At 62.2% G+C, this 13,749-nt stretch carries 11 protein-coding genes; 7 read left to right on the forward strand and 4 right to left on the reverse strand.

Features of this window, described 5'->3' with window-relative positions; translation table 11 throughout:
* Positions 1-647: 647 nt before the first annotated feature.
* From KJQ96_RS32785 to KJQ96_RS32795, 3 genes are all read left to right on the forward strand, one after another.
* Positions 648-1,115, forward strand: a complete 468-nt coding sequence (locus tag KJQ96_RS32785; protein ID WP_213290464.1) for an Hsp20 family protein — start codon at positions 648-650, stop codon at positions 1,113-1,115.
* Between the two features lie 96 nt (positions 1,116-1,211).
* A complete protein-coding gene (locus tag KJQ96_RS32790) occupies positions 1,212-1,697 on the forward strand; it encodes an Hsp20/alpha crystallin family protein (protein ID WP_213290465.1) in 486 nt (161 codons plus the stop codon).
* Between the two features lie 89 nt (positions 1,698-1,786).
* On the forward strand, positions 1,787-2,149 hold the full coding sequence (locus KJQ96_RS32795) for an SPW repeat protein (protein ID WP_213290466.1): 363 nt from the start codon (positions 1,787-1,789) through the stop codon (positions 2,147-2,149).
* A gap of 207 nt (positions 2,150-2,356) precedes the next feature.
* Here KJQ96_RS32795 and KJQ96_RS32800 read toward each other — a convergent pair whose 3' ends face one another.
* A complete protein-coding gene (locus tag KJQ96_RS32800) occupies positions 2,357-3,484 on the reverse strand; it encodes a glycosyltransferase family 4 protein (RefSeq protein ID WP_213290467.1) in 1,128 nt (375 codons plus the stop codon).
* A gap of 578 nt (positions 3,485-4,062) precedes the next feature.
* Here KJQ96_RS32800 and KJQ96_RS32805 point away from each other — a divergent pair.
* Positions 4,063-6,435, forward strand: coding sequence for an ABC transporter substrate-binding protein (locus tag KJQ96_RS32805; protein WP_249734799.1), 2,373 nt, complete (start codon positions 4,063-4,065; stop codon positions 6,433-6,435).
* A gap of 203 nt (positions 6,436-6,638) precedes the next feature.
* On the forward strand, positions 6,639-7,865 hold the full coding sequence (locus tag KJQ96_RS32810; RefSeq protein WP_213290468.1) for a CaiB/BaiF CoA-transferase family protein: 1,227 nt from the start codon (positions 6,639-6,641) through the stop codon (positions 7,863-7,865).
* A gap of 27 nt (positions 7,866-7,892) precedes the next feature.
* Here KJQ96_RS32810 and KJQ96_RS32815 read toward each other — a convergent pair whose 3' ends face one another.
* On the reverse strand, positions 7,893-8,219 hold the full coding sequence (locus KJQ96_RS32815) for an antibiotic biosynthesis monooxygenase (protein ID WP_213290469.1): 327 nt from the start codon (positions 8,217-8,219) through the stop codon (positions 7,893-7,895).
* A gap of 68 nt (positions 8,220-8,287) precedes the next feature.
* On the reverse strand, positions 8,288-9,241 hold the full coding sequence (locus tag KJQ96_RS32820) for a LysR family transcriptional regulator (protein WP_213290470.1): 954 nt from the start codon (positions 9,239-9,241) through the stop codon (positions 8,288-8,290).
* Positions 9,242-9,365: 124 nt separating this feature from the next.
* On the opposite strand from KJQ96_RS32820, the gene KJQ96_RS32825 reads away from it, so the two are divergent.
* Positions 9,366-10,328: a tripartite tricarboxylate transporter substrate binding protein gene (locus tag KJQ96_RS32825; protein WP_213290471.1), complete on the forward strand. Its 963-nt coding sequence runs from the start codon at positions 9,366-9,368 to the stop codon at positions 10,326-10,328.
* A 123-nt stretch (positions 10,329-10,451) separates the two neighbouring features.
* Here the strand turns inward: KJQ96_RS32825 and KJQ96_RS32830 are convergent, their stop codons facing one another.
* Complete coding sequence (locus KJQ96_RS32830; RefSeq protein WP_213290472.1) at positions 10,452-11,708, reverse strand: vanadium-dependent haloperoxidase; 1,257 nt, start codon at positions 11,706-11,708, stop codon at positions 10,452-10,454.
* A gap of 146 nt (positions 11,709-11,854) precedes the next feature.
* Here KJQ96_RS32830 and KJQ96_RS32835 point away from each other — a divergent pair, with 146 nt between their 5' ends.
* Positions 11,855-13,429: a winged helix-turn-helix domain-containing protein gene (locus KJQ96_RS32835; RefSeq protein ID WP_213290473.1), complete on the forward strand. Its 1,575-nt coding sequence runs from the start codon at positions 11,855-11,857 to the stop codon at positions 13,427-13,429.
* The last annotated feature ends 320 nt before the right edge of the window (positions 13,430-13,749 follow it).

Consider the following 13,749-nt stretch of genomic DNA (forward strand, 5'->3'; position numbering starts at 1 on the left):
GCTTCGGCTTTTTCCGTTGCGCACTGGCCGCTTCGGTTGCGCTGAACAGCATGGCGAATAGGACGAATACTGCGAGTAGACCGCGCATCGTTCTTCCACCAGCGTTAGCGCTTGCGAGGAGAGAGCCTGATGCGCCAGTTCCTGGATGCCGTCGCGATCCGATCGGCCAGTCGTTCCAGCCGACGGACGATTGCCGTGCTCCAACGCAGCACCGACTGGGCGTGATCTGTCATCTTCATAACCACATCCTCCTGAAAGCAACGTGGACACCCAAGCGCCTTCTCCATGCCGGATCCGGCCCGCCAGTCCTGCCCAGGCCTTGGCGGCGGGCGATTTAGGGAAGCGCCATGCGACGTCAAGAGGTGCGACGCTCGGACGCGGCTCGCGGGGGGGGGGGCAGCAGCTGACCATCGTTTGAGACCGCCGTTACGACGGCGGCGGCTGAGGTCGCACATCGCCTTTCGAAGGTCGAGCTAGGCCGTGAAAAAATGAAACATGCGCGCCGGTTGTGCCCTTGAAACCAAATCGAGCCCTTCTAGTTCATGTGGTGCCACAGGTGTGGCGCCGGATGCCGTCAGGGTCCGGCCAAGGCCGCCGGAAATGTCCGGCGTAGCTCCTATCCATGTTGCTCAAAGGAGGATGTGGCTATGAGAACCTACGATCTATCCCCGTTCTGGCGTTCAAGCGTCGGGTTCGATCGCGTGTTCGACCTCGTCAACGACACGGTGAACGACAGCGACACTTATCCGCTGTACAACATCGAGCGTACCGGCGAGGACCAGTACCAGATTTCGCTGGCGCTGGCCGGTTTCAGCCCGGAAGAGATCACCATCACCGCGGAGCAATCGACGCTCACGGTTGAGGGCCGCAAGGCCAACAAGGGTGTTCACGACTACCTGTACCAGGGAATCTCGATGCGGCCGTTCCGCCGCGCATTCAACCTGGCGGACTATGTCCAGGTGAAGGACGCGACCTTTGAGAACGGTATGCTGAAGATCGCACTGGTTCGGGAAGTGCCGGAGGCGATGAAGCCGCGTCGCATCGCGATCGAAACCGCCGGCAGCGACAACCAGCAAATCGAAAACCAGCAAACCGAACAGAAGCGGGCAGCCTAACGGAGGCCCGTCAAGGCTGTCGAACCACCTGTGCGCGGCTCGGCCGCGCGCGGGTGATCTCTGTCCACTGAACACGAAGAACAGAAAGGAGGAACTATGGCACTACGCGATCTCATTCCGTGGAACAACGGCTCTCGTGATCTGAGCCTGCACCGCAATGAACCCACTCCGTTCCTCGCGCTTCATCGCGAGATGAATCGGCTGTTCGACGATGCGTTCCGCTCGTTCGACATCGCTCCGTTCAGCTCCCACGCGATGGGTTGGCCGAACGTCGAGGTCAGCGAGACCGAGAAGGAAGTCAAAGTGATTGCTGAACTTCCCGGTCTCGAAGAGAAGGACGTCAACGTCGAACTCAGGGACGGTATGTTGACCATCAGTGGTGAGAAGAAGAGCGAGACCGAAGACAAGGAGCGTCGCTTCAGCGAGCGCTACTACGGGCGTTTCGAGCGTTCCGTCCCGGTCGATGATGTCGATCAGGACAATGTCGGGGCCTCGTTCAAGAATGGCGTTCTCACCGTGACGCTGCCGAAGTTACCGACCGCGCAGCACAAGGTGAAACGGATCGCCATCAACGGCAAGTAACGGCGGGACGCGGGCGGGAAGTCTCGCGCTCTCGCCCGCGAGGTGCTGTCAATCAACAATGAAAGGAGCCAATGTAAGGAGTTGCAACCATGAACACCGTCTGGAAAAAGGATATGATTACCGATGTGGTCAACCTCGTGATCGGCCTGGGCTTGTTCGTGTCGCCGTGGGCCTTAGGGTTCGCCGCTGAAAGTCCCACTAACTCGAATGCCTGGCTGAGTGGCATCCTGATCGCTGCGCTTGCGGTAGCAGCGCTGGCGGTATTCGCAGAATGGCAGGAGTGGCTAACGCTTGCCGCCGGCGTTTGGGTGGCCCTGTCGCCATGGGTGGTGCAATTCTCGGCCAACCAGACCACCACGACACTTCACGTCATCGCCGGGATCGTGGTGGCGGCCGTTGCGGCTCTGCGACTCTGGTATCTGCACCAGAGCCCTCCTCGCGTGACGGCCTGATGCTCGGCGAGGGAGGCCCGCTGCCGGCCTCCCTCGCGTTATCTGGGTCGGGCGTCGGTTTGGTTTGCGGATCGGGGTGAACTCGCTCGCGGTCCCTATTTCCCTGTCTCACTGAAACCCAATCTCATCCAGTGAGGGCACCCGCAAGCCGTCGCCGGCAGTCATGAACGATTGCTGATGACAGCCGGCACCCACCCAGCCCCGCGCTCAATTGTCTTTGCGCGCAACCAGCGGGGGTTCGGAGCCGTGCCCGTTGGCGGCGGCCGAAAGTGCGGCCATCGCCGAGAGTTCGAGTTGCGGCGCGGTGTGCTGGCGCAGCATCTTCTGATAGATCTTGACGTAGTCCGCTGCCATCCGCGCAGCGGAGAACCGCTCCTCGAAGCGGGCGCGGATCGCCTTGCGGTCCAGCGCCAGCAACCCCGGAACAGCGCGCACCGCCTCATCGACGTCGGAGACGATCCGGCCGGTCAGCCCATCCTCGATGATTTCCGGCACCGATCCGCAACGGAATGCCAGCACAGGCGTGCCGCATGCCATCGCCTCGATCATCACCAGGCCGAAGGGTTCGGGCCAGTCGATCGGGAACAGCAGCCCGGCGGCCTGGCCGAGAAATTCGCCTTTGGCGTTGTCATTGATCTCGCCGATGAATTCGATCCCGCCGCCGTCGAGCATCGGTGCAATGACGTCGCGGAAATACGCGTCGTCCGCCTTGTCGACCTTGGCTGCGATCTTGAGCGGAAGGCCCGCCGCGCGGGCAATTGCGATGGCGCGATCGGGCCGTTTCTCCGGCGAGATGCGGCCAAGAAAGGCGAGATAGCGGTCGTGCCGGTCGAGGCTGGGCGTGTGCAGGCCGACCGGTAGCCCATGATAGACGGTGTCGACGAAGTTTACGCCCGGGAGCGGCGTCCGCTGGGCGTTCGATATCGAGACCAGCGGCATGTCGGAAAAGCGCCGGTAGAAGGGCATATGATCGGCGAGGTCCTGCCTGCCGTGAAGGGTCGTCAGTGTCCGGCTGCGCTCGCACCGGAACAGCGGGAAATGCAGATAATCGACGTGGAAATGCAGAACGTCGAACTCGTCGGCGCGCTCGCGCACCTTGTCGAGCATGACCATGTGGTGGGGCAGGGCATCGCGGACGTCGGGATCGAGGCGCAGGGCGCGGGGCGTGCAGGGAACGAGCTCGGCGGAAGTGATGGAATCCTCGCTCGCAAATAGCGTCACCTGATGCCCCTGCCGGACCAGCTCCTCGGTCAGGTAGGCAACGACCCGCTCGGTCCCGCCATAGAGCCGCGGCGGCACGCTCTCGAACAGCGGGGCAATTTGCGCAATTCTCATTTGATCTCTCCGTTCGTGTAGCACGGGCCGGTCTTGCCACCGGGAGGGGCCGCGGCTGACCGCCTTATCGTTGATCACGTATTGTCTGCGCTGCCGCACGTGGCCGGCAGCGCGAGCCTATGAACTTGGGAGGGCCCGACTGGTTCCTAGGAAGCTGTTGGGGGGAGAGTGCGGTTGACGCTCCCCGTGCCCAACTGGCGCGGGGTCGTGCGGCTCGCCGGCAACGAGGCGATAGCCGGTCAGCCCGGCTGGGGTTTGCGATCGGACGAACCGCGTGCTGCTCCGTCGGTCAAAATTTGATCAAAATTGTCCCCGACAGCGTGTCCGCAAGATGATGCGCCGCAGGCATCTGTGGCTGCACACGGACACGTGCTGATTGCGCGTGTGGTGAGTTAATGGCAATTCCGTGCATTTCTTGGGCGAAAATACGCGCTCGGTAACCATGCCTTACGGAACGCCTGGACTCGCCACAAAATCAATCCGATTGAGACACAATGTCGGCGAGTAGGGTTGAAACGGTGCCCGCTCGCATCACGCGATTATTATTTTGCAGAGTATGGGCTCACAGGGGGACTGTAATGGGAGCTACGATCGGCATCACGCGCTGGCGAATGGAACAATTGTCCTGGGCTTCGGCCCGCGACGCCATGTGCCGGCTCAGCATCATCCCTCGGAGCAACGCGGCAGCGGCGCTGGTGCTGGCCACGATGGCCGGCTCGATGATGAGCGATCGGGCGTACGCGGCGCCTCCGGGCAGCAATGAAATCCGGATCGGCAACACCGCTCCCTATACCGGTCCGGCTTCCGCCTACGGCGTCATCGCCAAGGTCATCTCGGCCTATCTGGACAAGGTCAACGCCGAGGGTGGCATCAATGGCCGCAAGGTCAATATGATCACCTATGACGACGCCTACGACCCCAACAAGACCATGGAGATGACCCGCAAGCTCGTCGAGGACGATCAGGTTCTCTTCACCTTGGGGACCATCGGCACCAACACCAACGCGGCGATCCAGCCCTATCTGAACTCAAAGAAAGTCCCGCAGCTTTTTGCCTTGTCGGGCGCAGCAGCCTGGGACCAGCCGCGCGAATTTCCCTGGACCATGGGCTTCCTGCCGACCTACACGGCTGAAGCGCAAATTTTTGCGCAGTATATCCTGGAGAACCATCCCCGCAGCCGGATCGCCGTCCTCTATCAGGAGGATGGCATGGGCAAGGAGTACCTGAAAGGCCTGAAGGACGGCCTGGGCGGCAAGGTCGCGATCGTGGCCGAGGCTCCTTACAAGGTCACCGACACCAATATCGATGCGCAGATGGCCAAGCTGAAGGCGTCCAATGCCGACGTCTTCATTGAGTTCACCACGCCGAAATTCGCCATCATGGCGATCCGGCGCAGCGCCGAACTCGGCTGGCGGCCGGCCCATTTCGTGGCGTCGATCGCCAATTCGTACTCGGCCGTGATTCAGCCGGCGGGCCCGCAAAATGCGGAAGGCCTGTTGTCGGCGGCATACAGGCTGGAGGGCGAAGACGCGGCTGCGGCCGGTGACGTGGCGTTCCGCGAGTGGAGCGCCTTTATGCAGCGTTATGTCCCGAGCGTGAGCAAGACCAACGGCCAGGCCGTCCTCGGCTATCTGGTCAGCAGGACTCTGGTCGAGGTGCTGAAGAACTGCGGCGACGATCTCTCGCGCGAAAACATCATGAAGCAGGCTCGCGCGATCAAGGGCGTCCAGCTTCCCATGATGGTGCAGGGCATCCTGATCAACACCAGCCCGTCCGATCACGCGCCGATCGAGCAGATGCGGATGATGCGCTTTACCAATGGCAATTGGCAGCACTTCGGCCCGGTGCGAAGCGGCATCGATCCGGGCGCCGTCTCTGATTCGTTCAAGACGATCTTCAAGTACGGCACCGCCACCAAGCGCGATCTGGCCAACCAGCTCAACGCCAATACCGTGAGCCTGATGACGGGCTCGTTCGGCTCCACCTATGCTCAGGTGGGCGCCGATCTCGCCTCCGTGCTCGACAACGGCACGGCGCTGCGGATCCTGCCGGTCATGGGCCGCGGATCGGTGCAGGCGGTGGCGGACATTCTGCTGCTGCGGGGCGTCGACGCCGGCATCGTGCGCAAGGACACGCTCGCCTATCTCGACCGCAAGGACTTCGCCAAGGACATCCGCAACCAGTTCGTCTACGTGGCCAAGATGTTCAACGAGGAAATGCACGTCCTCGCGCCGCGGACGATCACCAACATGCGGGAACTCGACGGCAAGACCGTGGTGGTCGATTTGCCCGACAGTTCGACATTCGTGACCGCGATTAACGTGTTCGAGCGGCTCGGGATCAGGCCGCATCTGATCTACCAGGAGCCGCGACTGGCGGTGGACATGCTGCGCAAGGGTGAGGTCGACGCAATCGTTGCGATCGAAGGCAAGCCGTTGCAATGGTTGAACCAGGTCAACGATCGCAACCTGCATCTGGTCCCGGTCGACTACGCCAAGACGCTGCAGGAGGAATATCTGCCTTCCAAGCTTTCTTCGGCGGACTACCCGGGCCTTGTGCCGGATGGCGGCTACGTCGAGACGGTTGCGGCAGAGGCGGTGCTGGCGTCGTATAACTGGGCGCCGAACAGCGATCGCTACCGCCGCCTGTCGCTGCTGGTGGACACGATGTTCGACAAGGTCGCGCAGTTGCAGCGTCCGCCGTTCCATCCGAAGTGGAGGGAAATGGCGCCGCGGGCGACGGTGTCCGGCTGGACCCGCTTCAAGGCGGCACAGGAATGGCTCGACCGCAACATGCCTCCGGGCGCGGCCGTATCGGCAGCATCGGGTGCCGTGCCGGCGCCGGTCGCCGCGCCAGCCGCCGCCGCATTTTCCCCGCAGGAGCGCGATCCGCTATATCGCGAATTCCTGGAATGGCGTGCCAGCCGCGCCAAGGCCGGCGCGAACAGGTAATTGCGGAAACCAAGATTGATGATGGGAACGGCCCGCCTCGGCGGACCGTTTTATTTTCGGCAGGGGGCGGGCCTTGCCGCCTGCGAACGGATGGCGTCATGCCGACAATGCAGGGCTCAGCCGCACAAAATAGTGTATCGGCAAGCATCAAAGCGCCGGACCCTGTTCCCGCGCCACCACGCCAAAAATTTCGGAGGAAGTTCATGTCGGCTCTGCCACTATCGGGCATCAAAATTCTCGACCTGACGCGGGTGCTCGCTGGTCCTCTGTCGGCGCAGATGCTCGCCGATCTCGGCGCCGAGGTGATCAAGATCGAACGTCCCGGCGGCGGCGACGACGCGCGCGCCTTCGGCCCGCCTTACCTGAAGGACCCTGAGGGCAAGCAGAACAATAACAACTCGTTCTACCTCTGCGCCAACCGCAACAAGAAATCCCTCACCGTCAATATCGCGGCCCCGGAGGGCCAGGAGATCATTCGCGAGCTCGCCAAGAGCTGCGACGTGATGATGGAGAATTACAAGGTCGGCGATCTCAAGCGCTACGGGCTCGATTACGAGTCGATCAAGGCGATCAACCCCGGCATCATCTATTGCTCGGTTACCGGCTTCGGCCAGACCGGCCCTTACGCGCCGCGCGCCGGTTACGACGCGATCCTGCAGGCAATGGGCGGCTTGATGAGCGTCACCGGCCATATCGACGGCGAGCCCGGCGCCGGCCCGATGAAGGTCGGCCCCTCGATCGTCGACTACATGACGGGCATGAACGCCTCGATCGGCATTCTGGCCGCGCTCTATCACCGCAAGGTCAATGGCGGGGAGGGACAGCATGTCGACGTCTGCCTGTTCGACACCGTGATCGCCGCGCTGTCGCATTACGCGCAGATCTTTCTCGTCAACGGTCAGACCCCGCCGCGGCGCGGCACCTGGGGCAATGGCGGCATGCCGGCCGGCGTGTTCCGCTGCACCGATGGGGAATTGATGCTGGTGGTCGGCAATGACGGCCAGTTCCAGCGCACCTGCGCCGTGCTCGGCGCGCCGGAGCTAGCGACCGATCCGCGCTTCGTCAAGAACAACGACCGCGTCGTCCACGGCAAGGAGATCATGGCGATCTTCGCCGGACTGTTCCTGAAGAAGCCGGTGGCTTACTGGCTGGAGGAGCTGGAGAAGGCCGGCGTGCCCTCCGGTCCGATCAACGATTTCTCGCAGGTGTTCAACGATCCCCACGTGCAGTCGCGCGGCATGCAGGTCAAGGTCAACCATCCGCTGCAGTCCGACCTGTCGCTGATCCGCAACGCCATCACGTTCTCCGGCACCCCGGTGAAGGACTATCGCGCCCCGCCGCTGCTCGGCGCGAATACCAAGGACGTGCTGGCGACGATCGGCTACGACGAGGCGAAGGTGGAGGAGCTGAAGGAGAAGAGGATCGTCTGATCTCGCGACCGCGCAGGGTCGGCAATCTTAACGTAGCCCCTGCCGGTCGACCAGGATCCGATGGATCTGAATGAACTCGGGGAGTTCGATCAGGAATTCCGGATCGCGCTCGAGATGATGAACCTGGGTCGGCTCGCCCTTGGTGAAGGCGGTCATCGAATCGAGATCGCTCCAGTACGAGATGGTCGTGAACCAGCTCTCATGTTCACGATCTTCGCGGAACAATTGCACGCCAAGCGCCGTCTTCTCCAGCGGCGGGATTCCTTCGGCTTTGATATAGGCTTCATAGCTATCCGCGATCTCGGGCCGCGTTCGGCCGCGCCAGATGCGCGCGATGGTCGGCTGGGTTGGCATCGGCATCTCCGTTGCTGGAATACGACAACCCCAAAGCCGGCCCGAGCGTTCCCGGTTGTTCGGATGCACTAGCTCCGCTTCGCGCGCGCTATCCGCTTTGGCTTGATGTCCGCCACGACGGGCGCCACCGACTGCGCGAACAGTTTTGCCACCGGACTGAGCGACCGCTCCTTCAGTGCGATCAGGCCGATCGCGCCGCGCGTGGTCGGCAGTCGCACATCGACGGCGGTCAATTGTGGGTGTTCGTTCGGTGCGGTCAGCATCGCGCGGGGATGGATGCCGAGGAAATTGCCGTTGCCGACCAGCACGCTCAGCGAATAGGTGCACGCCGTGGTCACTGTCGCGCTCGGAAATTCCAGGCCTTGATCCTCAAAGGCACCGCGCATGACTCCCGTGAGAAAGCCCGCCGGCGGTGGAAACACCCACGGCTCGTGGACGAGGTCGGCCAGGGCAACGTTGCGGCGCTTGGCCCATTTGCTACGCTTGCTGCAAAGCACGACTAACTCGTCGTGAAACAGCGTCTCGACGGCGAGATCCTCATTGCCGGCCATTGATGCCAGCCGGCTGATGACAATTTCGACGTCGCGCTGACGCAACTGCCGCAGCAGCACGTCGGTCGGGCCAACGGTCAGTTCGAACCGCATGCGCGGATAGCGCGGCACCAGGCGGTTGAATACCGCTGACGCGACCGCCGACATCGGCGGCGTGGTGCCGATCCGCAGCTCGCCAACCTCGGGGTCGGCGAGCGAAGCAATCTCGCTTATGCCATGCCGCAATTCGTTGAACACGATGGCGCTGCGCTCAAGCAGAGCCCGTCCGTAGACCGTCGGCGTCACGCCCTGCGACGAACGATCGAGCAGCGGCGCGCCGACAGCGTGCTCCAGCTCAGAGATCGCGTAGGAGACAGCGGGCTGCGTGATCGAAAGATGCGCGGCCGCCTTGGCCATGCTGCCGGTCTCGGCCGTGGTCTGAAATACATGCAGGTCACGCAGCTTGATGCGTCGGTCGACATTCCAGACCACGGCAAGGCTCCAATAAATGAATTTTATCGCCTTATAAGGAGAACGAGACTTCCTTTATGTATCATTGAGGTACACGGTCGCCCGGTCAAGACAATACGAGCATCTCCATCGACGGGGGCATCCGATGCGCAAGATCCGAATAATATTGGCGGCTTCCCTCGGCCTCCTCTTCAGCGGCCCCGCCGCCGCACAGAGCAGCGAAGCCACGATCCGGATTGTCTTGCCGTATCCGGCCGGCGGCGTCGGCGACACCGCAGCACGGATGATTGCCGAGTCCATGCGTGCGCGGCTCAACCGAACTGTCATCGTCGAGAACAAGCCCGGCGCGGCGGGACGCCTGGGCGTGCAGGCGGTCAAGGACGCTCCCTCCGATGGCAGCGTCTTGCTGTTCACGCCGATCGCGCCCATGGCGCTGTTTCCGCACGTCTATGACAACCTCGCTTACGATCCTGCGCGCGACTTCCAGCCGATATCGCAGGTCGGCACCTACGATCTTGCCATGGCTGTCGGCGCCAATGTGCCCGCCAAAGACCTCAAGGAGCTGGTCGACTGGCTGAAGGCCCATGCCGATCAGGCGGCCTACGGCACGCCGGCCGCGGGATCGTTGCCGCACTTCTTCGCGGTGCTGTTCGCTCGCCATGCCGGCCTGGAGCTTCGTCACGTCGCTTACAAGGGCAACCCGCAGGCCATCACCGATCTCATTGGCGGTCACCTGCCGATGTTCTTCACCTCGACACAGGATCTCGTCGAAGCTCACAAAGCCGGGCGTGTCCGCGTCTTGGCAACGTCGGGGCGGGCGCGGTCGCCGGTGCTGCCCGACGTGCCGACGTTCACGGAAAGCGGCTATGGCATTCACGGCGAGGGTTGGTACGGGATCTATGCCCCGGCCAGGACGCCTGCCGAGGTGGTCGCGCAATTGAACCAGGCCGTGGTCAAAGCCGTGCGCAGTGATGAATTCAGCAAGCGGCTGACACCGCTCGGCGTCCAGCCGACAGGGACACCGGCCCAGGAATTTGTGCAGATTCAGAAATCGGATTCCGAGCTGTGGGGGCCGGTGATCAAGGCGTCTGGCTTCAAACCCGAGTAGGCGGTAGCTCCCGTCCAGGTGCTCTCCAGCTCCCTGAAGACCTGCGAATTGCTGCCCTACGACCTTCGGCGATTTGCGCCAGACAACGAGGCCGACTGAACTGCCGGCCTCGGCGTTACTCGATCAGCGTTTCTGCTGGGCATCGGCCACGGCGCCCAGCATCTGCGTGCCAAGCGTCAGGTCACCAATTTTCTTTCCCATTTCTTTGCCGGCTTCGGTGGAGAAGCGGTAGTGAAAGCCGGCATAAATGCGCGCGCTGGAAACCTCGTCGCTATAGTCCTGCAGCCGCGTCCACTTGCGTGTAGCGCCGGCAGCCGTCGGGCTCGTCAGCGTGATCTCGCCGATTTCGTTGCCCACCACATGCTGCAGCACCGTCGAGATGGCGCTGGCGACGATGCAATGCGCGCAGGGATATTCCGGGTGCATCGGCGTCACGCCCAAAGGCTGCCAGGATGCCTCGCGCGGGGTCGCGGAATTGGACGTGAGGTCGGCGTTGCGGATGGCTGTCACAGGACGCCAGAGATTGTAGGCATATTTCGCATCGAATACGGCGATGAAGGCATCAGCGCCGGCCATCGATGTCAGCGCATACAGGCGGGCGCAATCGACCAGGTCCATCTTCCGGATCGAGGCGACCTGGCGGACAATCGCATTGTAGGTTCTGGGCCCCGTGAAGAACCAGAAGCGGGCGATTGCCGTCTGCTCGGCCGAGCGCTTCGCGCTGGCATTGCTGCCGATCTCGCGGATTTCGTTCAAATCCCTGGTCCAGGTTTCGGATGTCAGCGCGGGAGGTGGGCCGGCGCGAAATTGCGACGCGCTAACCATCACGAAGGGCTTGATCTTCGAACTCTTGGACTCGATCGGTATCGTGGTCGGCACATAGACGCCGGCTGTGGTGGCGGGCCGGTAATCTTCCGGTGTGTTGCTACCGTCATTGGCGCGCAAGGCGATGATCCCGGCGGCAGCCTTTTTGCCGAGCTCGACGCCCTTCGACTTCGCCTCGTCCTCAGCCATCCCGGCGAGGGAGCCGGCAAGCGCAGCATCGAGATCGGCCTTCTTGTCGGGATGGAGCGCCAGCAGTACGTCATACGCCGCAGCAGCCGCGGCGGCTTCCCTTGACGCGGCGCGGTCCGCGGAGAGGTTGAGCTTGTAAGACGCATAGCGCCTGTCGATGGCGTTGACCGCCTCGAACATCGCAACGTGAAGCATTGCCTGTCCGCGGGCATTCGGGGCATTTGCCATCTGCTTTTCGACCGCGATCGCGTCGGCCTTGGCGTTCCAGTCCATGATGACGTCGCCGCGGGCGGCGGTGGCAAACAGTGCGACCGCGAGGGCGCTGCCGATCTGAATGGCCGGTGAGAACCCTGATGTTGGCTTCATTGGAACTTCTCCTTGCGTGTCGCCCCGAAAGAGGGCTTGCCCGAAGGTCCCACATTCGGGAGCGTGGCAGCCGTGAAGAACCAGTGAAATTGTGATGAAATGCGCTAGATTGTCCGCGGACGCCGGATAGGCCGCGTATTACAAAGATGTCGGAATTCAAGAACTACCGATTTGGCCCGTTCCTGGTCGACCGTCGATCGGCATGTTTGCGCCGCGAGGGCGTCAACGTGCCGCTGCGGCCGAAGTCTTTCGATGTGCTGGTGTATGTCACGCAGCATCCCGGCCGGCTCGTTCCGAAGGCAGAATTGATCGACAACGTCTGGCAGAACCTCAACGTCACGCCGAATTCGTTGGTTCAGTGCATCAAGGAGATCCGGCAGGCCCTGCAAGACGACGCTCAGGCGATCATCGAAACCGTTTCAAAACGAGGTTATCTGTTTGCTTCGCCGGTAACAGCTATTTACGGCGACGAGCTTTCTTCGAGCGCACGCGCCGCGACGATGGATGCCGATGAACACCGCGCGCTGCCTTTGCCCGATCGTCCCTCCATTACGGTGCTGCCATTCGACAATATGAGCGGCGATCCGGACCAGGATTATTTCGCTGACGGCATATCCGAGGACTTGATCACGGGCCTGTCCCGCGTCCGCTGGCTGTTCGTCATCGCCCGCAATTCGACGTTTGCTTACAAGGGCCGTGCAGTTGACGTCAGGCAAGTCGCGAGCCAACTCGGTGTCCGCTACGTGCTCGAAGGCAGTGTACGCCGCGCCGGCCAGCGGCTGCGTGTCAGCGCGCAACTGATTGACGCGGTCACCGGCGGCCATCACTGGGCGGAACAATACGACCGCGAACTGGGCGACATCTTTGCGATACAGGATGAGATCACGAGCAGCGTCGTTGCCTCGATCCAGCCGCGCCTGTTGGCAGCAGAGGGCGTTCGCGCGTTTTCGCGCTCGTCAGGCGATCTCGGCGCCTGGGAGTTGGTGGCGCGCGCGCAAACGCATGTCTGGCGCCTGACCCGGTCGGACAACGAAGCCGCCATCGAAGCACTCAATCGCGCCGCCGAAGCCTATCCGGATTACGCCCCGGCCCGAAGCCTGCTTGGCTTCTGCCTAGTGTTCGCCGCGCACAATGGTTGGATCGAGCGTGATCAGGGTTTGCAGGCTGCCCGTCCACACATCATTAGGGCGATTGCGCTCGATGATTGCGATCCGTGGGCACAGATAGCGCTCGGCTATTGGTCGATGATGGAGCGGCGCACCGAGCAATCGATCGCGGCATTCCGGCGTGCCGTCAACCTCAATCCGAGTTCGGCGGCAGCGCATTGTTATCTCAGTCATGGGCTGGCGTTCTCGGGGCAGCGTTGCGAAGCGATTGCTCACGGCAACGAAGCCATCCGCCTTAGCCCATTGGATCCCGATACCGCGATGTTTCTCGGAGGCATTACCGTAGCCAACTATCTCGCGGGCCGATATCAGGAAGCCTTCGAAACCTCGGAGCAGCTATTGCGGCTGCGCCCGGGCTTCCACGGCGCCCAACGCCTGCGTTGCGCGAGCCTGGCCCAGATGGGGAGAATAGAGGAGGCCAAACAATCTCTCGCCGACGTGCGCCTCGAGCAACCCCAACTCTCGATCGAATGGATCAAATCAAGCGTGCCCTATCAGAGGCCGGAACTGATGGAGCGCTTCCTGGAGGGAATGCGCAAGGCCGGGCTGACATGAAATTGAGGTAGCGAATGGCAGGCATTCAGGCTCGGATATTGAAACGCTTGTTTTTTTCTTGCGCCCGTCGGGCAAATCACTTCTGATTTTCAGAAATCATGTCAAGCCCAGGAACAAAAAATATTCCGCTTAACTTCTCAGGCAAATCAGATGCATAACTCCGCCCGTCTCACGGCAGATGAGGGGCGCTCGCGATCGTCACGAACGTGCGGTGAGATGCGATGGACGCGGAATGCGCAAGACGTAGGCGCAGGAAGCGTACGGTGAAGTCGTGTGGTTCGGGCGCCGCGGTGCTGGCGCTAAGCTGCGTGAAACTATTT

This window comes from Bradyrhizobium sp. sGM-13 (assembly GCF_018398875.1).
GTDB lineage: Bacteria > Pseudomonadota > Alphaproteobacteria > Rhizobiales > Xanthobacteraceae > Bradyrhizobium.